The organism is Streptomyces sp. SID8352, assembly GCF_009862265.1.
Lineage (GTDB): Bacteria > Actinomycetota > Actinomycetes > Streptomycetales > Streptomycetaceae > Streptomyces.
The window spans coordinates 1-25,041 of the sequence record NZ_WWGX01000068.1 but is presented as its reverse complement, the minus strand read 5'-3'; the positions used below and the strand labels follow the sequence as shown (position 1 = coordinate 25,041).

Annotated in this window: 17 protein-coding genes and 1 pseudogene; 7 read left to right on the top strand and 11 right to left on the bottom strand. The window is 74.7% G+C overall.

Features of this window, described 5'->3' with window-relative positions; translation table 11 throughout:
• Positions 1–402: 402 nt before the first annotated feature.
• Positions 403–954 (top strand): FHA domain-containing protein, encoded by a 552-nt coding sequence (locus tag GTY84_RS20845; RefSeq protein ID WP_161227832.1) that lies wholly within the window; start codon positions 403–405, stop codon positions 952–954.
• 905 nt (positions 955–1,859) lie between these two features.
• Positions 1,860–3,185, top strand: coding sequence for a M14 family zinc carboxypeptidase (locus GTY84_RS20840; protein ID WP_161227887.1), 1,326 nt, complete (start codon positions 1,860–1,862; stop codon positions 3,183–3,185).
• 298 nt (positions 3,186–3,483) lie between these two features.
• Here GTY84_RS20840 and lpdA read toward each other — a convergent pair whose 3' ends face one another.
• The gene (gene lpdA / locus GTY84_RS20835) at positions 3,484–4,923 is read right to left on the bottom strand and encodes a dihydrolipoyl dehydrogenase (protein ID WP_161227831.1); all 1,440 of its coding nucleotides are present in this window, start codon (positions 4,921–4,923) and stop codon (positions 3,484–3,486) included.
• Between the two features lie 131 nt (positions 4,924–5,054).
• Between lpdA and GTY84_RS20830 the strand changes: the two genes are divergently transcribed.
• Entirely contained in the window at positions 5,055–6,014 is a 960-nt protein-coding gene (locus GTY84_RS20830) for a LysR family transcriptional regulator (RefSeq protein ID WP_161227830.1), read from the top strand.
• 6 nt (positions 6,015–6,020) lie between these two features.
• Here GTY84_RS20830 and treY read toward each other — a convergent pair whose 3' ends face one another.
• Both treY and glgX read right to left on the bottom strand, forming a co-directional pair.
• Positions 6,021–8,429: a malto-oligosyltrehalose synthase gene (treY, locus tag GTY84_RS20825; RefSeq protein WP_161227829.1), complete on the bottom strand. Its 2,409-nt coding sequence runs from the start codon at positions 8,427–8,429 to the stop codon at positions 6,021–6,023.
• 384 nt (positions 8,430–8,813) lie between these two features.
• Entirely contained in the window at positions 8,814–11,012 is a 2,199-nt protein-coding gene (gene glgX, locus GTY84_RS20820) for a glycogen debranching protein GlgX (RefSeq protein ID WP_161227828.1), read from the bottom strand.
• Between the two features lie 351 nt (positions 11,013–11,363).
• Between glgX and GTY84_RS20815 the strand changes: the two genes are divergently transcribed.
• Positions 11,364–12,611, top strand: a complete 1,248-nt coding sequence (locus GTY84_RS20815; protein ID WP_161227827.1) for an SAV2148 family HEPN domain-containing protein — start codon at positions 11,364–11,366, stop codon at positions 12,609–12,611.
• 117 nt (positions 12,612–12,728) lie between these two features.
• Positions 12,729–13,451: a 3'-5' exonuclease gene (locus tag GTY84_RS20810; protein WP_161227826.1), complete on the top strand. Its 723-nt coding sequence runs from the start codon at positions 12,729–12,731 to the stop codon at positions 13,449–13,451.
• Between the two features lie 42 nt (positions 13,452–13,493).
• On the opposite strand, the gene GTY84_RS20805 is transcribed toward GTY84_RS20810, so the two are convergent.
• Positions 13,494–14,360 (bottom strand): aminoglycoside phosphotransferase family protein, encoded by an 867-nt coding sequence (locus tag GTY84_RS20805; protein WP_161227825.1) that lies wholly within the window; start codon positions 14,358–14,360, stop codon positions 13,494–13,496.
• A 227-nt stretch (positions 14,361–14,587) separates the two neighbouring features.
• Here GTY84_RS20805 and mgt point away from each other — a divergent pair, with 227 nt between their 5' ends.
• The gene (mgt, locus tag GTY84_RS20800) at positions 14,588–15,790 is read left to right on the top strand and encodes a macrolide-inactivating glycosyltransferase (protein ID WP_161227824.1); all 1,203 of its coding nucleotides are present in this window, start codon (positions 14,588–14,590) and stop codon (positions 15,788–15,790) included.
• Between the two features lie 459 nt (positions 15,791–16,249).
• Here mgt and GTY84_RS20795 read toward each other — a convergent pair whose 3' ends face one another.
• Complete coding sequence (locus tag GTY84_RS20795) at positions 16,250–18,511, bottom strand: MMPL family transporter (protein WP_161227823.1); 2,262 nt, start codon at positions 18,509–18,511, stop codon at positions 16,250–16,252.
• 430 nt (positions 18,512–18,941) lie between these two features.
• Here GTY84_RS20795 and GTY84_RS20790 point away from each other — a divergent pair, with 430 nt between their 5' ends.
• The gene (locus GTY84_RS20790; protein WP_161227822.1) at positions 18,942–19,490 is read left to right on the top strand and encodes a DUF1697 domain-containing protein; all 549 of its coding nucleotides are present in this window, start codon (positions 18,942–18,944) and stop codon (positions 19,488–19,490) included.
• A 283-nt stretch (positions 19,491–19,773) separates the two neighbouring features.
• Here the strand turns inward: GTY84_RS20790 and GTY84_RS20785 are convergent, their stop codons facing one another.
• The 6 genes and pseudogenes from GTY84_RS20785 to GTY84_RS20755 all read right to left on the bottom strand — a co-directional run.
• Positions 19,774–20,520, bottom strand: a complete 747-nt coding sequence (locus GTY84_RS20785; protein ID WP_161227821.1) for a sirohydrochlorin chelatase — start codon at positions 20,518–20,520, stop codon at positions 19,774–19,776.
• A 6-nt stretch (positions 20,521–20,526) separates the two neighbouring features.
• Positions 20,527–21,438, bottom strand: coding sequence for an ABC transporter permease (locus GTY84_RS20780; protein WP_161227820.1), 912 nt, complete (start codon positions 21,436–21,438; stop codon positions 20,527–20,529).
• Positions 21,425–22,213: an ABC transporter ATP-binding protein gene (locus tag GTY84_RS20775; protein WP_161227819.1), complete on the bottom strand. Its 789-nt coding sequence runs from the start codon at positions 22,211–22,213 to the stop codon at positions 21,425–21,427. Before GTY84_RS20775 ends, GTY84_RS20780 begins: the two co-directional genes overlap by 14 nt.
• A 34-nt stretch (positions 22,214–22,247) precedes the next feature.
• Positions 22,248–23,351, bottom strand: coding sequence for an aliphatic sulfonate ABC transporter substrate-binding protein (locus GTY84_RS20770; protein ID WP_161227818.1), 1,104 nt, complete (start codon positions 23,349–23,351; stop codon positions 22,248–22,250).
• Between the two features lie 240 nt (positions 23,352–23,591).
• Positions 23,592–24,923, bottom strand: a complete 1,332-nt coding sequence (locus tag GTY84_RS20760; RefSeq protein ID WP_161227817.1) for a GTP-binding protein — start codon at positions 24,921–24,923, stop codon at positions 23,592–23,594.
• 2 nt (positions 24,924–24,925) lie between these two features.
• Positions 24,926–25,041, bottom strand: a pseudogene (locus GTY84_RS20755) (sulfate adenylyltransferase small subunit); the annotation flags it as partial.

Below are 25,041 nucleotides of genomic sequence, written 5' to 3'. Positions count from 1 at the left end.
GCCGCTCACCGTGGTCTCGTCCGTCCATGGTCCTGCACCCCGGGGTGATCCGCCTTCGAATGCCGCCGTTCGCGCGGCGCACCGGGCCGGACGCGGTACCGGAGGGGCGGGCCGGGGGAGCGCGGGGCGTTCCGGGGTGCGGTGCGCCGGTGCGGGGGCCGGGGGCGGTACGCGGGCCCCGGTGGCGGGTCGGCGACCGCCCGGTGGAGGGTGGCGGGGCGGCCGGGTGGCGGGACGGGGGGAGGGACGGCGGCGGGACGGGGAGGGACAACGGGGCGGTGGGACGGTCGGGGACCGGTGGCGGGGGGCGCGTGGTGGTGGGGCGCGGGCGCGGGGCGGCGGGAGGGGCGCTGTTCTCCGGTCTTCTGGACACCCCGCCGCGGCTGACCGAGAATCACCAGGGTGACGTCGTCCTTCGAGTTCAACACGTACCCCGCGCGCCTGTCCGACGCGGAGCGGGACAAGGCGCTGAAGGCGTTGCGGGACGGCGTCGCCATGGGCCGTCTGTCGCACGACACCTTCATCCGCCGGATGGAACTGGCCCTGTCCGCACACCACTCCCACGAGTTGGCCGCGCTCACCGCCGACCTGCCCCGGGAGCGGCGTCTGTCGCGGCTGGTGCTCGGGGGCGTCGAGGCGGTCTCCGGCTTCACCGTGCGGCTGCGCAGGGCGTGGCAGGCCGAACGGCTGCCGAAGCTGCTGCTGCCGCACCCTGGCACCGGCCGGGCGCTGCGCATAGGGCGTGATCCGGCCAACGGGCTGCGGCTGACCCACGAGACGGTCTCCCGGGTGCACGCCGAACTCTCCCTCCAAGGAGGGATGTGGGTGCTGCGGGACCTCGGCTCGACCAACGGCACGACGGTGAACGGCCGTCGGGTGATCGGCGCGGCGGTGGTGCGAGAAGGTGACCAGATCGGGTTCGGGCGGATGGCCTTCCGCCTCTCCGCGGGCTGACCCGGAGCGGTGGGGCCCCGCCGCGCCCTTTTCCGCCCGGCGCTCGCCCGGTACGGTCCGCCGCCGGCGTCCGGCCGACACGCTCCCCGCCCGGCACTCGCCCGGTACGGCCCTTCCCGATCCGCCCGGGTCCGGCCACTGCCCGGCTCCTCCCTGTGCGTGCGCCCGCGTGCGCGGGTCTCGATCACGGTCGTCGGTTCCGTGACCGGTACCCTGCGCGTGCGCCCGCGTGCGCGTGTCTCGGCCCCGTACGGGTGGCCTCCGCCGGGTCGTGTGTCTCCACCCGGATGCCTTCCGCACGTACGCGTGCCCCGTCACGTACGCGTGCCCCGTCCGGCCGGGGGCGGAGACCGGCCGGTGCGTTCCGCCGCACCTGTGACGTGAGCACCGGTCCGTCCCGGGGGCCGAACCGGCCGTCCGCCCGTCACGCCTGGGCCCGCCCGCCGGTCCTCCGCCCGCCCGCCGGTCCTCCGCCCGCCGGGCGCGTCCGGCCCCGGTCGGGAGCGGTACCGGCGGCCCCGCCCGCAGGCCCGAGTCCGCCGGGATGCCCGGCCCCGGTCCGAGCCGCACCGGCGGCCCCGTCCGTCGGGGCTCCGGCACCGGTGCGAGCGCCCGCGCAGCGCCCCCTGCGCGCGCCGGCGGACGCCGGACCCGTCCGTCCGCTCCGGCCCTACCGGGGTTCGTGCCCGCCCCGTTCCCGCCGTGCCCCTCCGGAACCGTCCGCTCCCCACCCCGGGGGTTCCAGGGGGCCCGGTCCGGCCGCGCTGGCATATGACCCTTTGCCTTTCAAGGTGTTGACGCGCCTGCCGAGTCGTGACTGACTGTGCGTACACCGAGCACACCAGGTGACCCGACGGCACGCATCGTGGAGGTGTGCTCTGCCGCCGATCCTGCGCTATCCGACCGTGGACGAGCTGGGCGACCGTGCCGCCGACCTCGTCGAACGCCATCCCCGGCAGGCCCGGCTGCGCCGTGTGGGCACCTCCCGGGCCGGCTCCCCGATGCTGCTGCTCTCCGTGGGCTGCGGCAGCCGCCAGGTGCTCGTCGTCGCCGGGCCGCACGCCAACGAACCCGTGGGCGGCGCGACCGTGCTGCGGCTGGCCGAACGCGCGCTGGAGGATCCCCGGCTCACCGAGGGCGCCGACGCCACGTGGAACCTGCTGCTGTGCGCCGACCCCGACGGGCTGCGCCGCAACGAGGGCTGGCTGACCGGCCCGTACACCCTCGGCCGCTACGCCCGGAACTTCTACCGCCCCGGCTTCCTGGAGCAGCCCGAGTGGCTGCCCGACGGCCCCGACCGCGCGACCCTGCCCGAGACCCGGACCCTGCTGCGGCTCCAGGCGGAGCTGCGGCCGTTCCTCCAGTGCTCGCTGCACGGCGTCGACGTGGGCGGCGGCTTCGCCGAGCTGACCCACGACCTGCCCGGTCTCGCGGACCGCATGGCCCTCGCTGCGGCCCGCCTCGGCATCCCCCGTGAGCTGGGCTCCTACGACACCCTGTACTGGCCCTGTCTCGGCCCCGCCCTGTACCGCATCCCGCTGCCCCGCCAGGGCGACTTCACCGCCGCGATCACCGAGGCGGCCGTCGACTCGACGTGGTGCCACCCGCGTCGCTACGGCACCGTCACCGCCGTCGTCGAGGCCCCGATGTGGGGCGTGGCGGCGGTGGGGGACGGATCGCCCCCGGACGACCGGGACGCGCAGCTGCGCACCGTCAGCGACGCCCTGCGCCGCGACACCCGGCGGCTGCACCGGCTCCTCGCCCGGCTGCGGCCGCACGTCCCGCCCGGACCGGACGCCGCCCGGCTGCTCGCGCCGGTCGACGACTACCTGCTGGTCTCCCCCCGGCTGGCGGACGCCTGGGACCCCGGTACCGACGACGGGACGGGCCGCGCGCTGCCCCCGATGACCACCGCCCACCTGGTCGCGCTGCGGCTCGCCGGGCGGCGGCTGGCGCTGCGCACGGCGGGGCTGCTGCACCAGTTGGTGACCCGGACCGGACCCGACCCGGCGGCGGTGCTGCCCGAACTGGACGCGGCCGTCGACGAGTGGTGCGCCGACTACCACGACGGCTGCGGCGCCCGCTGGATACCGGTCGCGCGGCAGGTCGAGTACCAGAGCCGGGTCGTCCTCGCCGCCTTCGAACTCGCCGCCCGCCGCGGGCGGGAACCGTCCCCGACGGGGAGTCCCGGCCGGGGGCCCGGTGCCGCGGTGCCGCTGAGCATGGAATGATCCCGGCCCGGCCTCCGGGGAGGGGCGGCCCTCTCCGGGGGATCCGTAGGGGGTGCGGGTACGCCGACCCACCTGCCGCCTCCGGGGCGTCCCCCACGGCCCTACGGGACCCATGGGCCCCAAGGGGTTCCGTTCCGCGGGGCCCATGGCCCTGCGGGCCTTACGGGGCCTACGGGCCTTGCCGGGCCTACGGGACCCGTGGCCCTGCGGGACCCACGGGGCACACGGCCCTGCGGGGCCCGAGGGCCCTACGGGACCCACGGGACCTACGGAGCCACGGGCCCGGTGACCGGTCGGGTCACTGCTGGTGGAGTCCGCGCCCCGCCAGGGTCAGGAACACCTCGCCGACCGCCTCGGACAGCGTGGGGTGCGGATGGATGTGCCGGGCCACGTCACCGGGCTCGGCGTCCCAGCCGACGATGAGCTGGCTCTCGGCGATCATCTCCGACACGTGCGGGCCCACCAGGTGCACGCCCAGCACCCGGCCGCCGCCCGCCTCCGTGACGACCTTCACCACACCGCCCTGCCCGTGCACCATCCCCTTGGCGACCGCCGTCAGCGGCATGGTGTTCACCTCGGGCTCGTGGCCCCGGGCGCGCGCCTCCTCCTCACTCAGCCCCACCGCCGCCGTCTGCGGCGCCGAGTACGTCACGCGCGGGACCGCCGCGTAGTCCACGGGCGGCGAGGGGACGCCCGCCAGCGTCTCCGCCACCAGCAGGCCCTCCGCGAAGGAGGCGTGGGCCAGACCCAGCGACGGCGGGGGCAGCAGGTCGCCCACCACGTGCACGCCGGGCAGCGCGGTCTCCAGCCGGGCCCAGTCGGCCGGCGCCACGAAGCCCCGCTCGTCGGTGGCCAGCCCCGCCGCCTCCAGCCCCAGCCCGTCGGTGACCGGCACCCGGCCCACCGCCACCAGCAGCCGCTCCGCCTCGACGGTGACGGTCTCGCCCCGGGCGGTGCGCACCCGGGCGCGCACGCCGTCGGCGAGCACCTCGGCGTCCACCATCCGGGCACCCGCGCGCACGTCGACACCGCGCTTCTTCAGGCCCCGCGTCAGATGCCGGCTCACGTCCGCGTCCTCCAGCGGCACGATCCGGTCGGCGGCCTCCAGCAGGGTGACCTCCGCGCCCATGGAGCGGTGGAAGGAGGCGTACTCCACCCCGATGGCGCCCCCGCCCAGCACCAGGACCGACGCGGGCAGTCCCGGCGCGAACAGCGCGTCGTCACTGGTGACCACGCGCCGCCCGTCCGGCTCCAGGCCCGGCAGGACGCGTGGGCGCGAACCGGTGGCCAGCACGATGCCCCGGCGCGCCACGAGGGGGACCGGCGCACCGGTCCCGGGGACGCCGTCGGCGCCCGCGACGCCCTCGACCGCGACCGAGCGCGTGCCCGTCAGCCGCGCGCTGCCCCGCACCACCCGCACCCCGGCGTGGGCGAGATGCGCCTCGACGCCCTTGTGGTTGCGGTCCACGATGCCGTCCCGGGTGGCGACGAGGGCCGCCCAGTCCACGCCCTCCAGGCCGGCCTTCACGCCCCAGCGCTCGCGGGCCTCCGCGATGCCGTCGACGAGTTCCGCCGCGTGCAGCATCGCCTTGCTGGGGATGCAGCCCCGGTGCAGACAGGTTCCGCCGACCTTGTCCCGCTCGACCAGGACCACGTCCAGACCCAGCGCGGCGGCCCGCAGCGCGGTGCTGTAGCCGCCGGTTCCGCCGCCGATGACGATCACGTCATGTGTGTTCATGGCCCCAGCCTCCGCCCCTTCCTTGTCATGAGTCCAAGACAATGTTCTTGTGGTCCCGATGAGGGATGTTCATGGCGCGCGCTCCCGGCCCGCCGCGACGGCCGCGTGCACGGGGAAGGCGGGGAACGGGGATGAGCCTGCGGCAGATGGAGTACTTCCTGACGGTCGTCGAGGAGGCGTCGTTCACCCGCGCGGCCGAGTCCCTGCACGTCACCCAGTCCGCGCTGTCCCATCAGATCAAGGCGTTGGAACGCACGGTCGGCGGCGACCTGCTGGAGCGCCTGCCGCGCGGCGTGCGGCTGACGCCGATGGGCCGCGCCTTCCGCCCGCACGCCGAACTCGCCGTCCGCAGCGCCGCGCAGGCCCACCGCGCCGCCCGCGCGGCGGCCGGCGCCGAGGGCGGGGAACTGCACGTCGCGGCCGTGCACGCGGTGGCCGTCGGCATCCTGCCCGACGTGTTCGCCCGCTGGCACGCCGCCCACCCCGGGGTCGTGCTGCACCTCCACGAGTACGCCACGACCGAGGAGTTGGAGGAGCGGGTGGAGCGGGGCACCGCCGACCTCGCGATCGGCCCGGCGCCCCGGGACTGGCCCGGCACCGTCGTCCCCCTCGGCGACGAGGAGATGGTCCTGGTGGTCCCCTTCGACGACCGGTTCGCGGGCCGTACGACGGTGACGCTGCGCGAACTCGCGGACCGGCCCTGGGTGCGCTGCGCGATGGAGCCCGTCGTCGGGGGCGAGCGCTTCCTCGACCGGGCCTGCGGCCGGGCCGGCTTCCGGCCGCGCACGGCCGCGTTCACCGGGCACACCTCGACGGCGGTGCGGATGGCCGCCGCCGGGGTGGGGGTGTGCACGGCCCCCTCGTACCTGGTGCGGGGCGCGGTCGGGGAGGACTGCGTGGTGCTCGCCCCCGACCCGCCGTGGCGGCGCCCCCTGGCCGCCTTCTCGCGCCTGGCGCCGACCGGTGCCGCGGAGGTCTTCACCCGCCTGCTGCGCACGGCCTGGCCCCCGGCCGCCGCGCCCGCGTCACCCGGGACCCGCGTTCTCGGCCAACCCGGGCCTCCGGCACGACCCTTGAGGTGTCCGACATGAACTCCCCTACTCGAAAGCCCCGTTGCGCTCCAGCAGGGCCACCGGAAGATCCGCGAACAGCTCCGCCAGGGGTACGGAGCCGGTGAACTCCCGTCCGGGGGACAGCACGTCGCACCACCGGCCCGGCGGCAGCGGCAGTTCCGTGTCCCGCCAGCCGCCCGTCTCCGCCAGCCGCAGCGAGAGCCGGGTCACCGCCGTCACCGCCTCCGACGACCGGCCGAACGCCACGCAGTGCTCCGCCGCCGGGCCCCGCGCCGCCAGCGGCGTGTACCCGCCCCCGGGCCCGAAGGCACCGGGGCGCCGGGCGCGCAGGGCCAGGGCCGCCCGCGTCACGGCCTCCTTGGCCCCGTCCCCGGCGGTGGCCCGGGTGCCCGGGGTCCCGGGGTCGGACGGTACGGGCGGGAAGTGCGCCGGGCCGCGGTTGTCCGGGTCGACCAGCGCCCGGTACTCGCCCTCCGTGCCCTGGTACAGGTCCGGCACGCCCGGCATCGTCAGGTGGACCAGTGCCGTGCCCAGCACATTGGCCCGGATGTGCGGCCCCAACTCCTCCCGCAGCGCGGCCACCCGCGCCCCGGGCGGCCCGCACGGCCCCGCCGCCACGAAGCGGTCCACGGCCTCCTCGTACGACGGCCGACGCTCGGTCCACCCGGTGCGCAGCCCGGCCTCCCGGACGTGCTTCAGCAGCGCCCGGCGCACCCGCTCCCCGTCGGCCGGCCCGAGCCCGAACACCGTCTGCCAGGCCGCCCAGGCCACCTGCCGGTCCGGCGCCCCGGGCGCGCCGCCGTCCAGCTCCGCCACGAGGTCCGTCCACCGCCGGGGGCACTGGGTGAGCACCGACAGGGCGGCGCGCACATCGGCGCTGCGCTTGGTGTCGTGGGTGGAGACGACGGTGCCGGTCGCCGGCCGGTCCCGGGCCAGCCGCGCGGCGTGGGCGTGGAACCGCTCCGGGGACAGCGCGGGCGAGCCCGGTGCGCCGCCCACCTCGGTCGCGGAGAGCAGCGCCGCGTGCCGGTAGAACGCCCTGTCCTCCACGGACTTGGCGCGCAACGCCGACGCGGTCTGCGCGAACCGCGCCCGGAAGTCGGCGTGCTCCGGCCCGTCCCCGGCGGTGCCGACCACCAGCGAGCGGACGGCGTCCACCGCGTCGGCCTCCTCGGGCACGGCGAAGGCCTCCCGGGCCCCGGCCGCCGCCTTCTCGGTGACGACGTCCGCCGCGTCGCGCGGGGTGTACGGTCGGTAGACCTCCAGCCGGACCAGCAGTTCCCGCAGCGCGGTCCGCAGCGCCCACGGCGCCCGGTCGCGCAGCGCAGGGTCCGGCGCCGCGACGCAGAGGCGGTGCGCCACCCGGGTCAGCCGGTCCAGCTCCGCCGCGAGTTCGTCCGCGAGCACCTCGTACGCCGCCGCGCGGGCCGTCGCCGCCCAGTCCCCGCCCCGGTCCGGGGCCGGGGCGGCGAAGCCCCGGTAGCCGGTGAGGAGGACGCGGTGGCCGTCGGGGTCGGTGAAGAGGCCGTCGAGGTGCCGCAGGGTGTCGTAGCCGGTGGTGCCCGCCACGGGCCAGGAGGAGGGCAGTTCCTCCCCGTCCGCGAGGATCTTCTCCACCACCGTCCACCGGCCGCCGCCCGCCTCGTGCAGCCGCCGCAGATAGGCGCCGGGGTCGGCCAGCCCGTCCGGATGGTCGACGCGCAGTCCGCCGATCACGCCCTCGCGCAGCAGGCGAAGGACGGCGGCGTGGGTGGCCTCGAAGACCTCCGGGTCCTCCACCCGCACCCCGATCAGCTCCGAGACGCTGAAGAAGCGCCGGTAGTTCAGCTCGGTGCGGGCCAGCCGCCACCACACGGGGCGGTACCACTGGGCGTCCAGGAGCTGCGGCAGCGGCAGCCCCTCGGTGCCCTCGCGGAGCGGCAGGGCTTGGTCGTGGTAGCGCAGGACGCCGCCGTCGGCCCTCAGGTCGTCCAGCGCCTCGCCGACGGGGGTGCCGAGCACCGGCAGCAGCACCTGGCCGCCGCCCGCCTCCCAGTCGATGTCGAACCACCGCGCGTACGGCGAGCCCGGACCGTCCCGCAGCACCTCCCACAGGGCCCGGTTGTACCGGGGGGCCATCGCCATGTGGTTGGGGACGATGTCCACCACCAGGCCCAGGCCGTGCTCCCGCGCGGTGCGGGACAGGGCCCGCAGCCCCTCCTCGCCGCCGAGTTCGGCGCGGATGCGGGAGTGGTCCACCACGTCGTAGCCGTGCGGTGAGCCCGGGACGGCCTCCAGCACCGGGGACAGATGCAGATGGGAGACGCCGAGCGCGGCCAGGTACGGCACGGCCGCCGCGGCGGCGGCGAAGGGGAACGCGGGCTGGAGCTGGAGCCGGTAGGTGGCCGAGGGGACGGCCGGGGGCGGCGGCGGGCCGGGACGCTCAGGGGTCATGGAACCTGCGTACCCTCCCGGTCGGCCCCGCCCGTGCCACCGGTGCGCCGCACGGACGATCCACCCCCCGAACGGGTGAAACGGGCGCGCGCCGGGTGGCGGGCGCCGCCTTCAGGGGGCCCGCGCCGCGCGCACGCCGGAGCGCCGCCGGACCCGTTCCGCGCGCCGGGGCGAGCGTGCCGTCCGCACGCCGGGGGCGGCTACAGGCCGCCCGCGCGCGGGGGCGCCTGTGCCACCGCCCGGCCGCCGGGTACGGCTCGCCCCCGCCCGCGCCGCCCGCCGCGAACGGCCCGCGTCCAGCGACCCGCGCCCGAGGCCCCCGCCCGAGGCCCGCGCGCCCAATTGCCCCGGCCGCCGCCTCCCTCACACCGGCCGCCGCCTCCCTCACACCGGCCGCCGCAGCACCGCCACGCTCCGGTCGGCCAGCCGCAGCACCGTGCCCTCCGTCGCCTCGGCGCCCCCGTCCCGGGGGAGGCCGCCGGGGAGGGCGGTGTCGACGACCACCCGCCAGTGCCGCCCGTGGCCCGTCGGCACCACGAAGTCCACGGGCTTCGGCGAGGCGTTGAACAGCAGCAGGAACGAGTCGTCGGTGACGCGCTCCCCGCGCGGGCCCGGTTCGGAGATCGCGTCGCCGTTGAGGAAGACCGTCAGCGCCGCGGCACGCGCCGCGTGCCAGTCCCGGCGGGTCATCTCCGTACCCCGGGGGGTGAACCAGGCGATGTCCGAGGGCCGGTCGCGGGCCGTCCGCGGGGGCCGCCCCCGGAAGAACCGCCGCCGCCGGAAGACCGGGTGGTCCGCGCGCAGCCGCACCATCGCCCGGGTGAACTCCAGCAGCCCCGCGCCGGGCTCCGCGTCCGCACTGGGCTCCGCGTCCGCGCCGGGCTCGCCCCCGCCCGGCTCCGCGCCGCCCGCCCCTGACCCCTCCCCGTCCCCGGCGTCCGGCCAGGCCACCCACGCCGTCTCGTTGTCCTGGCAGTACGCGTTGTTGTTGCCGTGCTGGGTGCGGGCGAACTCGTCGCCGTGGGCGAGCATCGGCACGCCCTGGGAGAGCAGGAGCGTGGCGACGAGGTTCCGCATCTGCCGCTCCCGCAGCTCCCGCACGGCGGGGTCGTCGGTCTCGCCCTCGGCGCCGCAGTTCCAGGACCGGTTGTGGTCCTCGCCGTCCCGGTCGTCCTCGCCGTTCGCGCCGTTGCGCTTGTGGTGGTACGAGACGAGGTCGCGCAGGGTGAAGCCGTCGTGGCAGGTGACGAAGTTGACCGAGGCCAGCGGGCGCCGCCCGTCGCCCTGGTAGAGGTCGGAGGAGCCGGTCAGCCGTGAGGCGAACTCCGCGAGGGTGCGCGGCTCGCCGCGCCACAGGTCCCGCACGGTGTCCCGGTACTTCCCGTTCCACTCGGTCCACAGCGGCGGGAAGTTGCCCACCTGGTAGCCGCCCTCGCCCAGGTCCCAGGGCTCCGCGATCAGTTTCACCCGCGAGACCACCGGGTCCTGCTGCACCAGGTCGAAGAAGGCCGACAGCCGGTCCACCTCGTGGAACTGCCGGGCCAGGGTCGCCGCCAGGTCGAAGCGGAAGCCGTCGACGTGCATCTCGGTCACCCAGTAGCGGAGCGAGTCCATGATCATCTGAAGCACGTGCGGGGACCGCATCAGCAGCGAGTTCCCGGTGCCGGTGGTGTCCGTGTAGTACCGGCGGTCGTCGGCCAGCCGGTAGTACGAGGCGTTGTCCAGGCCCTTGAAGGACAGGGTCGGGCCCAGGTGGTTTCCCTCGGCCGTGTGGTTGTAGACCACGTCGAGGATCACCTCGATGCCGGCCGCGTGCAGCGCCTTCACCGCCGACTTGAACTCCAGCACCTGCTGGCCCCGGTCGCCCCAGGAGGCGTAGCCGTTGTGCGGGGCGAAGAAGCCGATGGTGTTGTAGCCCCAGTAGTTGCGCAGCCCCAGGTCGGCCAGCCGGTGGTCGTGGACGAACTGGTGCACCGGCATCAGCTCCAGCGCCGTCACCCCCAGATCGGTCAGGTGTCCGAGCACCGCCGGGTGCGCCAGCGCCGCGTAGGTGCCGCGCAGTTCCTCCGGGACCGCCGGGTGCCGCATCGTCAGGCCCTTCACATGGGCCTCGTAGATCACGGTGCGGTGGTACTCCGTTCGGGGGCTCCGGTCGTCGCCCCAGTCGAAGTACGGGTTGACGACGACCGAGGACATCGTGTGCGCCGCCGAGTCCAGGTCGTTGCGCCGTTCGGGTGCGTCGGCGCGGTGGCCGTAGACCTCCTCGCCCCACCGCACCGAGCCGCTGACCGCACGGGCGTACGGGTCCAGGAGCAGCTTCGCGGAGTTGCAGCGCGCCCCGCGCTCGGGGGCGTACGGGCCGTGCGCGCGGAAGCCGTAGCGCTGCCCCGGCATCACGCCCGGCACGTAGGCGTGCCGCACGAACGCGTCGTTCTCCCGCAGCTCGACGGCGGTCTCCGAGCCGTCGTCGTGCAGCAGGCACAGGTCCACCCGGTCGGCGGCCCCGGTGAAGACCGCGAAGTTGGTGCCGGCGCCGTCGTACGCGGCGCCCAGCGGATACGACTGTCCGGGCCAGAGCAGCATGGGGCCGACTCTCGCAGGTGGACGGCACCGGTGCGGACGACCCGGTTCCGTGCCCGCCCGGCCCGGGGGCCGCCCGGCGCCGCAGTGTCCCCTACCCGCCTTCGGCCGCCCCCGCCACCCGTGCGCCGGGCGGGGCGCCGGGGCGCGCGGACCGGGCGCGGCGGGCCGCCGCTATGAATCCGCTCACTCGGCACCTCCCCGACGGCCCGGGAACGGCACAGTGGATCAAGGAGGTTGGCAAAACCTGGCGATCCATCGGGCTGCACCGCGCACCCCTCCCGGAGTACCCTTCCTTGATCGTTGGGACGGGGAAGCCCCGGGAGTGCTCGGGGAGCGGAAGGCGGTGCGCGGGTGGGCTCGGGAGGGCTGGAGCTGCCCCCTGGTGACGACGGACAGGAGGGGACCTCCCCGGACGTCCCGCCCGGTGCGGTGTCCCTGGCACGGCCGATGGACGTGGGCGCCATCGGACCGGAGCTGGACTGGGACGCGCGGGACTGGCACGAGGTGCGCACCCGCGCCCAGCGGGCCGGTCGCGCCTACATCTGGCTGAACCTCGTCGAGCAGCGGCTGCGCGCGGTCGTCGCCGCCGTGCTGCGGCCCGTCTACGAGCCGGTCCACGGCGACGAGTGGGTGATCGCGGCGGCCGGTCCCGCCGGGCAGGAGTGGGTGCAGCGGGCGGTGGCCGTCCGCGAGGTCAGCCGCCGCAAGGGCTATCTGCTCGACCCGGCCGACGACAACGTGCTGAGCTTCCTCACCCTGCCGCAGCTCCGCGAGCTGATGGTCCAGCACTGGCCCTGCTTCGAGCCCTACCTCGACGAGCGCCGGGACGTCGAGCTGGCCCTCGACGAGCTGGAGGTGACCCGCAACGTGGTCTCCCGCAACCGGGCCCTGTCGGAGGCGGTGCTGAACCAGGCGGAGCGGGCCTCGGCGCGGCTGCTGGAGGTGCTCGGCGCGGGTGGCGACGTGCCCTCGGCCCGGCGGCTGCCGGTGGACGCGGTGGAGGACCTCGTCGGCGACCGTTACGCCGACGTGGTCGCCGTGCACTCCGACCGGGTCCGGCTGCTGCGCCAGTTCCCGGCCGAGGACCTGTTCGGCGGCGCCCGCCGCCTCGACGCCCTGGGCATCGGGCTCAACCTGCTGGTGCAGAACTTCTCCGGCCGCCGGCTGATCCGGCTGGCCGAGGCCGGGGGGCGGGTGCGGCTGCTGTTCCTCAACCCGGCCTCCAGCGCCATCAAGCGCCGGGAACGGGAACTGGGCATCAAGCGGGGCGAGTTGAGTCGGGCGGTGGAGATGAACATCCTGCACATGCGCCGGGTGCGGGCCCGGCTGCGGGACCCGGGGGCGTTCGGGATCCAGGTCTTCGACGAGACGCCCCGCTTCACCGCCTACCTGGTCGACGGGGACGGTGCCGACGGCATGGCCGTGGTGCAGTCCTATCTGCGCCGGACGCGCGGCATGGAGGCCCCGGTGCTGGTGCTGCGCAACGGCCGTGACGGGACCAAGGTGGTCAAGTCCGGCCAGATGGAGGAAGTAGGACTCTTTCCGACATATCGCGAGGAGTTCGAGCTGATGTGGGCGGATTCGCGCCCGGTCTCCTGAGCGCGCCCGGGTGCGGAGGGCCGCGCGGATGAACGGACGGCGGCCCACCGGATGTCAGTGGCGCGTGCGATGGTGGAGACCACTGGGGGAGAGCACCACCGAGGAGGGGGACCGCCCATGGGCTGGCACCGGCAGCTTCTGATCGGCTTCGACCTGGAGACGACGGGCACCGATCCGCGCGAGGCGCGCATCGTCACGGGTGCCGTGATCGAGGTGAGGGACGGCCGGCCGCTGGGCCGCCGGGAGTGGCTGGCCGACCCCGGGGTGGAGATCCCCGCCGAGGCCATCGCGGTGCACGGGATAAGCACCGAGCGGGCCGCCGCCGAGGGCAGCCCGGCCGACCGGGTCGCGGACGCCATCGCCCGGGTCCTCGTCTCCCACTGGACGGCGGGGGTGCCGGTCGTCGCGTACAACGCGGCCTTCGACCTGACCCTGCTCTCCGCCGAGCTGCGGCGGCACGGGCTGCCGTCGCTGCGCGAGCGCATGGGCGGGCAGGACCCGGCCCCCGTAGTCGACCCGTACACCATCGACCGGGCCGTCGACCGCTACCGGCGCGGCAAGCGCACGCTCGAAGCCGTCTGCGCCGAGTACGGCGTCCCGCTCGACGGGGCGCACGAGGCGGGGGCCGACGCGCTGGCCGCGGCCCGGCTGGCCTGCGCGATAGCCGACCGCCACCCCAAGGTGGCGGCCCTCGGTCCGGCGGAGCTGCACCGCCGTCAGATCGAGTGGCACGCCGCCTGGGCGGCGGACTTCCAGGGCTTCCTGCGCCGCAAGGGCGACGCGACGGCCGTGATCGACGGCGCCTGGCCGCTCCGCGAGCCGGTCGGGGAGCACGTCTGAGCGGTCGGCGCTCCGGTGCCGCCCCGGCCGGGCGGCGGCCCGTCAGAAGGGGTACCAGCGGACCGCCGGGTCCTCGTCGCGCAGGGAGGCCACCCGGCGGCGGAACTCGGTGAGTGCCTTGGGGTTGCCGGGCGCGTGCTGGGCGACCCAGGCGCAACTGGCGGTCTCCCGGGCGCCCCGCAGCACCGCGCAGCCGTCCCACTCGCGCACGTCCCAGCCGTAAGTCGAGGTGAAGGCGTCGTACGCCTCGGCGGGCAGCCCGTAGCGGTCGCGGCTGAGCGCCATGACGACGAGGTCGTGCTCGCGCAGATCCGAGGAGAAGGTCTCCAGGTCGACCAGGACCGGGCCGTCCGGGCCGATGTGCACGTTGCGGGGCAGCGCGTCGCCGTGGATCGGGCCCGGCGCCAGACGCGGGGTGAGCGCGGCGGCGGCCGCGGCGAAGCCGTCCCGGCGGGCGCGCAGATAGGCGGCGTCCTCCGGGTCGACGGTGTCGCCCGCCAGCCGCAGCCAGCGCTCCACCCCGTCCAGCAGTTCGCGCGGCGGCAGGGCGAAGCCGGGGGCGGGCAGGGCGTGCACCAGCCGCAGCAGCGCGGCCACGTCGCGGGGTTCGGTGGGGCGGACCGGGTCGGCCAGCCGGTGCCAGACGGTCACCGGATGTCCGCCCACCAGCAGCGCCTCCGGCTCGGCCGCCCGCACCGCGGGTACGCCCTCCGCGGCCAGCCAGGCGGAGACGGCCAGCTCCCGGCGGGCGCGGAGCAGGAGTTCGGCGTCCCGGCCCACCTTGACCGCCAGGTCCCCGGCCGCGAACACGGCGTTCTCGCCCAGGGCCAGCAGCCGCGCCCCCCGCACCGCCGGGCCCGGCAGCACCCCCGCCGCGTCCAGTACCTCCCGTGCCCGTGCCTCGTCCATCGCCCGCCTCCGTGTCCATGTGTCCGTGTCCGGCCCCGTGGGTCCCCGGGGCCGGGGCCGCGGTCCCCCGCTGCCCCCGGTCCGTGGGCCCTCCGGGTCCCCGTGGTCCGCGGGCCAGTGTCGCATTGGCACTGGTGGGGACGTGTGCGCGGTGGCCGGGGCGAGGCCCCTCGGAAGGGCGGGAAATTGATTTGAACGAGACGTCTCGTCTCGAATATCGTGGGCGCATGACCGCTCCCGCTCACATCGCCATGTTCTCCATCGCCGCCCACGGCCACGTGAACCCCAGTCTGGAGGTGATCCGCGAACTGGTCGCGCGGGGGCACCGGGTGACCTACGCGATCCCGCCGCACTTCGCGGAGAAGGTGGCCGGCACCGGCGCCGAGCCCCGGCCGTGGAACAGCACCCTGCCCGGCCCGGACGCCGACCCGGAGGCGTGGGGGAGCACCCTGCTGGACAACGTCGAGCCGTTCCTGGCGGACGCGATCCAGGCGCTCCCGCAACTCGTCGAGGCCTACCGGGGCGATGAGCCGGACCTCGTGCTGCACGACATCACCTCCTACCCCGCCCGGGTCCTGGCCCACCGCTGGGGCGTGCCCGCCGTCTCGCTCTCCCCGAACCTCGTCGCCTGGGAGGGCTACGAGAAGGAGGTCGGCGAGCCGATGTGGGAGGAGCCGCTGCGCACCGAGCGCGGCCGGGCCTACTACGCCCGCTTCCACGCCTGGCTGGAGGAGAACGGCATCACGACCCACCCGGACCCCTTCGTGGGCCGGCCCCGCCGCTCCCTGGTGCTGATCCCCAAGGCGCTCCAGCCGCACGCCGACCGGGTGGACGAGACCACGTACACCTTCGTCGGCGCCTGCCAGGGCGGCCGCGCCACCGAGGGCGACTGGCGGCGTCCCGAGGGCGCGGAGAAGGTGGTCCTGGTGTCACTGGGCTCCTCCTTCACCAAGCAGCCCGCCTTCTACCGCGCCTGTGTGCGGGCGTTCGCCGGTCTGCCCGGCTGGCACGTGGTGCTCCAGGTCGGCCGGCACGTGACCGCCGACGACCTGGGCGATCTCCCGGCCAACGTCGAAGTGCGCTCCTGGGTACCGCAGTTGGCGGTCCTCAGGCAGGCCGACCTGTTCGTCACCCACGCGGGCGCGGGCGGCAGCCAGGAGGGGCTGGCGACAGCCACCCCGATGATCGCCGTACCCCAGGCGGTGGACCAGTTCGGCAACGCCGACATGCTCCAGGCGCTCGGCGTCGCCCGGCACCTGCCCGCCGGGGAGGCCACCGCCGAGGCGCTGCGCGCCGCCGCCCTCGCCCTGGTGGACGACCCCGAGGTGGCCCGGCGGCTGGCGGAGGTCCGCGACGGGATGGCCGGGGAGGACGGTACCCCGATGGCGGCCGACCTGATCGAGGCCGAACTCGACGCGGCGCGGGCGTGAGCGAGGGCCCGTCGGTCCCCCCGTAACCGACGGGCCCTCGCCCGGCCTTGGACCACCGGGGCCCGGGTCTCCCGGCCTTGCGGCCTTGCGGCCCTCCCGGCCTCCCGGTCTCCTCGGGTCGGTCGTCAGGTCTCCGGGCTTCCCCGGTTTCCCGGGCTTCCCCGGTTTCCCGGGCTTCCTCGGTCTCCGGGTCTCCCAGCCGTCCTCCGTCTCTCAGGGTGAGGCCCGCCTGGGTGGCGTTGGCGAGGAGTCACCTCGGCCCACCGGCCGTCCGGTCTCCCGGCCGCCCGAGCGTCCGGTCCGGCAGCCTCGTCCGGTCACTCGGGCGGCCGGTGCGCCGTCCCCAAGGGTTCCGGGGCGCGGTCGCCCACCGCGCCCCGCCGAGGAGCCGGCCGTCAACCCGGAGCCCCGTCCCCATGAGGCGCCCGACGGGTCAACCCCCGCTCACCGCACCGGGGTTCACACCCCGATCCGCTCGCCCTCCCCGGCGCGCACCGCCGGACGCGCGGGCTCTGCCACCGGCTCGGGGGACTCGTCGTGCGTCAGGTCCGGCAGCCGGCGCATCCACCGGGGGAAGTACCAGTTGCGCTCGCCCAGCAGCGCCATCACGGACGGCAGCAGCACTCCCCGGATGATCGTCGCGTCGATCAGGACCGCCGCCGCGAGACCCACGCCCATCTGCTTCATCGACTGCATCGACAGCGTTCCGAAGATCGCGAACACGGCGACCATGATGACGGCGGCGCTGGTGACGACACCGGCCGTGGTGACCACGCCGTGCTGGATGGCGTCCCGCGTCGACCGGCCGCGCATCCGCGCCTCCCGGATCCGGGAGACCACGAACACGTGGTAGTCCATCGACAGGCCGAACAGGATCACGAACAGGAACAGCGGCAGCCAGGTGATGATCGCCCCGACCCCCTCCGCGCCCACCAGCGAGGCACCCCAGCCGTGCTGGAAGACCGCGACGAGGATCCCGTACGCGGCGCCCACCGACAGCAGGTTCAGCAGGATCGAGGTCAGCGCCACCGTCAGCGAGCGGAAGGACAGCAGCATCAGCACGAAGGCGAAGACCACCACGAAGGCGAAGACCGGCACGACCGACCCGACCATGCGGTCGTTGAAGTCCTTGTTCCCGGCCACCTGACCGGTGATCGGCGCCTGGAGCCCCTCGACCGTGCCCAGCGTCCGGGGCCGCACCTCGTCGCGCAGCTTCGTCAGGCTCTCGCCCGCCCTGTCCTGGTCGGAGCCGCCCACCAGCGGGACGGAGACCACCGCGACGTTCTGCGCGTCGTGCAGCGTGATCTCGACCGGGCCGCGCGAGGCACCCGAGGAGACCGCCTGCTCACGGAAGCCGGCCAGCGCCGCCTTCACCTCGGGGGAGTTGATGTCGTCGGCCCTGACGACCACCCGGGCCGGGTCGGAACCGCCCGGGAAGGCCTCGTTGAGCCGGTTGTAGGTCTGCACGATGGGCAGTGAGTCGCCGAACTCCTGGTCCAGCGTGAGGTTCTCGGTCTTCATGCCGATCGCGGGCGCCGCCACGGCCAGCAGGGCACCGGTCGCCGCCACGGCGGAGAGCACCGGCCGCGCCAGCACCCGCTTGAGCACGGCCGTCCAGAACCGGCTGCCCTGCGTGCCGCCGGTGGGACGCCGCCGGTTCAGGAAGGGCACCCTGCCCTTCTCCACCCGCTCGCCCAGCAGGGACAGCAGCGCCGGGAGCACCGTCACCGAGCCGACCATCGCCACCGCGACGACCATCAGCGAGGCCAGGCCCATCGCCTTGAACTCCGCGATACCGGTGAACAGCATCCCGGCCATCGCCACGCACACCGTCACGCCGGAGACCACCACGGCCCGGCCGCTGGTCGCGGCGGCGATCCGCAGCGCGGTCTCCGGGTCCCGTCCCGCGGCCCGCTCCTCGCGCTCGCGGCGCAGATAGAACAGGCAGTAGTCGACGCCGACGGCCAGACCGACCAGCAGCATCACGGAGTTGGCGGTGTCGCTCATCGGCTGGAGATGACTGACCAGCCCCATCAGCCCCATCGTCGCCATGATCGCGGTGATCGCCAGCGCCACCGGCAGCAGCGCCGCCACCAGCGCGCCGAACGCGATCAGCAGGATGCCCAGCGCCACCGGCACGGCGGAGTACTCGGCCTTCTTGAAGTCGTCGCCGAAGGCGTCGGAGAAGGTCTTGGTCATGCTGGCCTCGCCGATCTCGCCGATGCGCAGCTTCCCGTGCTCGTCCTGGACCCCGGCGACCGCCCTCAGCACCGGCTCGACCCGGTCGCCCGCGGTGTCCGCCGCACCCCGCATGTCGAACTGGACCAGGGCGCTGTGCCCGTCCTCGGAGATGGTCCCGGTGTCGTACGGCGAGGTGATCCCGGTGGCCCGGCCGGTCTCCCGCACCGCCGCGACCACCGCGTCGACGGCCGCCCGGAACTCCGGGTCCCGCGCCGTCAGCTTCCCGTCCCGCGCCTGGACGAGGACGGTCTCGCCGGCCGGCTCCCGGATGCCCGCGTCCTCGATGATCCGGGCGGCGGTGCGGGTCTCGCCCCCCATCTGCTCGCTCTCCTTGACATCGACCCGGCCCGCGGCCGAACCGAGCCCCATCGCCAGAGCGACGAACAGCACCCAGATGCCGACGGCAGCCCATCGGTGCCGGGCACTCCAGCCGCCGGCCCGGGCGGCCAGCCCCCGCACCCGTGTATCTCCGTTCCCCATGACGGGCATGCCCCCTCGTGCGCGGTGGCGACCCCCTGCCGCCACCTTCCGCAACGACGCTACGGGCCCGGCGGGGCCGTCCCCTCGTACTGACCGGTGAACTGCGGGCGCCCCGGCTCCTCCCGCCGGAGCGGCGGCGTCACCGCTGAGGAGGACACCGGCCCCCTACACCTATCGGGGCTCCTCGGGGGCGGGTCTCAGGGTCGGGGAGCGCTTGCCAAGGGGTTCTACAGGGTTGTTGCATAAGTCACAGGGGCGTGTAGCGGTTGAACGCCGGGCGGGCTTCCGCCAGAGTGGCGCGCGCGGCCGTCGCGCCCACCCCCACGGGGCGCGACGGCCGGCCTCGGGGTCATGGGCGCTGCCGTCCGGACGACGCGTCGGAACGCCCCGCCTCAAGGGCCGGACCCCGCCGGGGGCCTAGGCTTGCCGCATGACGACGATGTACGCGGCGCTCCTGCGCGGGATCAACGTGGGCGGTGCGAAGAAGGTCCCGATGGCGGAGCTGCGCGCACTGGTCGAGGGCCTGGGCCACGGAGCCGTGCGCACCCATCTGCAGAGCGGGCAGGTCGTGTTCGCCGCGGAGCGGGGCGATGAGGCCTCCCTGGCCGCCGAGTTGGCCGGAGCGGTGGCGGAGCGCTTCGGGTTCGCGGTGGACGTGATCGTGCGCGACCACGCCTACCTCCGGGGCATCGTGGACGCCTGCCCGTTCCCGGCCACGGACCTGGAGCCGAGGCAGTTGCACGTCACGTACTTCTCCGGGCCCGTCGACGAGGAGCGCTTCGCGGGCGTCGACCGCGCCGCCCATGCGCCCGAGGAGTTCCGGCTGGGCGACCGCGCCCTGTACCTCTACGCCCCGGACGGCCTGGGCCGCTCCAAGCTGGCGGAGGCGCTGTCGCGGCCCCGGGTCACCAAGGGACTCGTCGCCACCAGCCGCAACTGGAACACCGTGGTCGGACTGGCCGAGCTGACCCGAACCTGACCGGCCCACGGGCGGTGCCGTCCGGGGCAGTTGGGCGGAGGACCCGGGACGTCGGCCCTGGCCGGGAGCGCCGCAGGCGTCGTGCGTCCGCGTGGTTGCACGGTTGCACGGTTGCACGGCCGTGCGAGCCGCTCGGGCGATCGGCCGTTGCCTCCGGGCTGCGGGCGCCACGGCTACGCGGCTCCTCCGGGCTTCCGGGACTACGAGCCTCCGGCCTCCGGGCCGCGGCCCCACCGACGCGTCCGAACGGCACCGGCACCCACGGCACTCCGGCCGGACGGCGTCAGGCGCCGACCGCCACCGGTACCGCCGTCCGCGCCCCGTCGTACCGCTCCAGCAGCAGCCGCGCCACCTCCGGCGCGGGGCCGAGCACCCCGGCGAGGACGTCCGCGTCGGCCGCGCCGCGCGCGATGCGGTCCGGCAGGAAGCCGGGCGCCAGCACATACGGCGCGACCGCGACACGGGCGCAGCCCAGCGCCCGCAGCTCCCGCACCGCGTCCTCGGTGCGGGGCAGGGAAGCGGAGGCGAACGCAGGCCGCACGGCGCACCAACCGGTGAGCCGCCACTCCCGCGCGATTTCAGCGATCACTGCGATCGCCTCCGGGTCGGAGGACCCCGCCGAGGCCAGTACGACCCCGGTCGAGGACTTGTCGGCGGGCGTCAACCCCGCCTCGTACAGGCGCCGTTCCAGTGCGGACAGCAGCAGTGGGGAGGGGCCGAGCACCTCCGCCTGCCGGACGCGCAGCCGCGCCGGTGCCTCGGCGAGGACGGCCGGGATGTCGGCCTTGGCGTGGAAGGCGCGGGTCAGCAGCAGCGGCAGCGCCACCACGTCCTGTACGCCCTGTGCCGCCAGGGACTCCAGGACGCCCCGCACCGAGGGCACGCTGAACTCCAGGAACCCCGTCTCGACCCGCAGGCCCGGGCGCTGCGCCCGGACCCGGCGGACCAGCGCGTCGACGGTCGAGGCGTGCCTCGGGTCGCGGCTGCCGTGGGCGATGACCAGCAGCACGGGGCAGTGCGGGCGGTGCACGGTGTCTCAGCCCCTCACCAGCAGACCGCGGCTGCGCAGGACCCACCGCTCCAACGGGCTGAAGATCAGCAGGTCGATCGCGATGCCGACGATCAGGATGAGCAGGATCGCCTCGAACACCATGGCCATGTCGCTGGCGTTGCGGCCGTTCTCCAGGAGCTGGCCGAGGCCCACTCCGAGGTCGGGGAAGGACGCGATGATCTCGGCGGCCATCAGGGACCGCCAGGAGAACGCCCAGCCCTGCTTCAGCCCGGCCACGTAGCCCGGAAGCGCGGCCGGCAGCACGATGTGCCAGGTGCCCTTGACGCCCGTCGCCCCGAGGGTCCGGCCGGCCCGCAGGAACAGCGGCGGCACCTGGTCGACGCCGGACACCAGCCCGTTGGCGATGGAGGGGACCGCGCCGAGCAGGATGACGGCGTACATCATCGAGTTGTTCAGGCCAAGCCAGATCACGGCCGGGGGCACCCAGGCCACCGACGGCAGCGACTGGAGCCCGGACAGGATCGGGCCGATGGCGGCGCGCACGAACCTCACCCGCGCAACCAGGAGCCCCAGCGGGGTCCCGATCAGCAGCGCGAGGCAGAAGCCGAGCAGGCCGCGCGAGACACTCGTCCAGATGTAGCCGAGCAACTCGCCCCGCAGCCAAGCCTGCTGGACGACGTGCCAGACGTCGGCCGGGGCGGGCAGCTTGGTCGGGTCGTCGACGATCCCGAAGGAGACGAGCCCCTGCCAGATCGCGAGGACCAGCAGCACGGCGACGGTCGGCGGCAGGATCTTCTCGACGAAGGTCTGCCGGAACGGCGTGCGTCCCTGCTGCACCGTCTCCAGCGCGTCCAGGCCGGCCTCCAGCCCGGCCAGGTCGCCGCCGTCCCGGGCCTCCGCGCTCTTCGCGGGCGTCGGCGTGTCAGTGCTGGCCATGGCGGCGGATCTCCCCACGCAGTTCTTCGGTGATCGCGACGGACAGTTCGGCCACGTCCTTGTCCTCGATGCGGCGGGGGTGCGGGATGCCCACGGTCCACTCCCGGGCGATCCGCCCGGGGCGGGAGGAGAGCAGCACCACGCGCTCCGCGAGCCGCACCGCCTCACGGACGTTGTGCGTGACGAACAGGACCGACAGCCGCGTCTCGCGCCAGATGCGGGTCAGTTCGTCGTGCAGCACGTCCCGGGTGATGGCGTCCAGCGCCGCGAACGGCTCGTCCATCAGCAGGATGCGGCTCTCCTGCGCCAGCGCGCGCGCCATCGCGACCCGCTGGCGCATGCCGCCGGACAGTTCGTGCACCCGCTTGCCGTAGGCGCCCTTCAGCCGGACCAGTTCGAGGAGTTCCTCGGCCTTGTCGCGGCGCTCGGACTTGGCCACGCCCCGCAGCCGCAGGGCGAGTTCGATGTTCTTGCCCGCGGTGAGCCAGGGGAACAGGGCGTGCTCCTGGAACATCAGTGCGGGCCGCCCGTCGGTGGTGATGGTGCCGGAGCTGGGCCGGTCCAGTCCGGCCACCAGGTTGAGCAGGGTGGACTTGCCGCACCCGGAGGCCCCCAGGAGGGTGACGAACTCGCCGGGTGCGACATCGAGGCTGATGTCGTCGAGTACCAACTGCTGTCCGGACGGGCCCGCGAACGACTTCGAGACGTGCTCGATCCGGGCGGCACGAGGGGCCGTCGCGGTGCCGTCGGCGGCCCTGGCGAGGGTCGTGGCCATGGTCGTCACCTCCTGAGGATGATCGGTTTGCGGGCTACTTGACGCCGAGACCGGCGTCGTCGACCGCGGGCTCGCCCTTGGCCTTGAGGACCTTGTTGAGCAGCGTCAGGTCGTAGATGCCGTTCAGGTCGGGCTTCTCCAGCAGACCGGCCTTGACGGCGTGCTCCGCCTGGGCGTCGAGGGTGGCGGCCAGCGGGTCGTCGATCAGGGTGATCGACTCCCACGCCGGGTCCAGGACCCCGGCGGGCAGGGCCTTGCCGGTGTCGGCCTCCAACTGCTTGTTGGCCGCCGCCTTGGCCTCCTCCGGATTGGCGCCGATCCACTCGTTGGTGTCGACGGACGCCTTCAGCACGGCCTCGACGGCCTTGGGGTGCTCCTTGAGGAACTTCTGCGACACGATGATGTTCGTGATCACGAACTTCTTGTCCGGCCACAGCGTCGACTCGTCCAGCAGCACCTTGCCGCCCTCGGCGACGAGCTTGGAGGCGGTCGGCTCGGGAACCCACGCGCCGTCCAGGGAACCGGACTTGTAGGCGTCGGGGGTGACCTTGTTGTCGCTGCGGACGACGGTCACGTCGCCCCGGCCGCTCTGCGCGTCGACCTTCCAGCCCTGCTCCGCTATCCAGTTGAGGAACGCCACGTCCTGGGTGTTGCCGAGCTGCGGGGTCGCGATCCGCTTGCCCTTGACGTCGTCGAGGGTCTTGATCTTCTCGGGGTTGACCACCAGCTTCACCCCGCCGGAGGCGGAGCCGCCGATGATGCGCAGGTTCTTGCCCTTGGACTTGGCGAAGCCGTTGATGGCCGGGGAGGGGCCGATCCAGCCGATGTCGATGGAGCCCGAGTTCAGGGCCTCGATCTCGGACGGACCGGCGTTGAAGACCGCGTACTTGGCCCGGGTGGCGCCCAGCTCCTTCTGGAAGAAGCCCTTCTGGTGGGCCACCAGCGCCGTGGCGTGGGTGACGTTGCCGAAGTAGCCGATGCGGAGGGAGTCGAGTCCGTCGATCTTATCGGCGCCGGCGGCGACCTCGGCGGTGTCGTCGCCCTCGGCCTCGGAACCGTAGCCGCAGGCGGCGAGGGCGAGCAGGGGCAGGGCGGCGGCGGCCGCCAGGGTACGGCGCAGGGCGGTGGTGGCAGGCACGGGAGGCTTTCCTCTCGTTGGCCCGGCGGTCACGCCTGTCGGTTGGTCCGAGTGGTCAGGTCGTGGCCGGGAGGTCGGCTGGCTCTTCGGCGGTGCGGGTGGGGGGAGTGGGCGCGCGAGCGGTGCGCGTACGTCAGCGCGCACATCGCGCCACTCCGCCCTGCCCGCTGCCGAGCGCGCCGCTGCCGACGCGGCCGCCCTCCTTGGCGAACGTGGAGTAGAAGTCAGGGGAGGACATGCTCAGAAGTCCCACCCGTCGTCGTCGGCCGGGTCCTTGACGGGCTCGGGGGCGGCGAAGGACTCGCCGACCATGCCGGCGGTCAGGGTGGTGCCGTCGCTGGGGTCGATCAGGATGAACGACCCGGTGCGCCGCGAGTCGGCGTAGGAGTCGACCGGCAGCGGCTCGGCCGTGCGCAGCTTGACGCGGCCGATGTCGTTGGCGGCGAGCTGCCCGGGGTGCGGGCGCAGCGCCAGGGTGTCCAGCATCAGCCGGGCGGGGATGTCCTTGACGATCGCCTTGACGGTGCGGGTGCCGTGCTTGATGAGGACCCGGTGGCCGACGGTGAGGGGCTGGTCCGCGACGTGGCAGACGGTGGCCTCGACGTCCTGGGTGGTGGGCGGGGCGTCCTGGCTGGGCACGATCAGGTCGCCGCGGGAGACGTCGATGTCGTCGTCGAGCAGCAGCGTCACGGACTGCGGCGTCCAGGCCGCGTCGACGGGCTCACCGAGCAGGTCGATGCCGGACAGCCGCGAGGTGCGGCCGGAGGGCAGCACGGTGACCTCGTCGCCGACGCGGAAGGTCCCGGCGGCGATCTGGCCCGCGTAGCCCCGGTAGTCGGGGTGGTCGGCGGTCTGCGGCCGGATCACGTACTGCACGGGCAGCCGGGCGTGGCAGTGCGCCAGGTCGTGGCTGACCGGGACGGTCTCCAGGTGCTCCAGGACGGTGGGGCCGCCGTACCAGTCCATGGTCGACGAGGGCTCCACCACGTTGTCCCCGGCCAGCGCCGAGATGGGGATGGTGGTGACCTCGGGGATGCCCAGCTCCTGCGCGTACGCCGTGAACTCCTCGGCGATGGCGGCGAACACCGGCTCCCGGTATCCGACGAGGTCCATCTTGTTGACGGCGAGGACGACGTGGGGGACGCGGAGGAGGGCGGCGATGGCGGCGTGGCGGCGGGTCTGTTCGACGACGCCGTTGCGGGCGTCGACGAGGATGACGGTGAGTTCGGCGGTGGAGGCGCCGGTGACCATGTTGCGGGTGTACTGCACGTGGCCGGGGGTGTCGGCGAGGATGAACCGGCGGCGGGGGGTGGCGAAGTAGCGGTAGGCCACGTCGATGGTGATGCCCTGTTCGCGTTCGGCGCGCAGTCCGTCGGTGAGGAGGGCGAGGTCGGGGGTGTCCTGGCCGCGGTGGGCGGAGGCGCGTTCGACGGCTTCGAGCTGGTCGGTGAGGACGGACTTGGAGTCGTGCAGGAGGCGGCCGACGAGGGTGGACTTGCCGTCGTCGACGGAGCCGGCGGTGGCGAACCGCAGGAGGGTGGTCTCGGCCNGGGNNCCGGTGGTGGTGCTCATCTCTAGAAGTACCCCTCGCGCTTGCGGTCTTCCATCGCGGCCTCGGAGAGCTTGTCGTCGGCGCGGGTGGCGCCGCGTTCGGTGAGGCGGGAGGCGGCGATCTCGGCGATGACCTTCT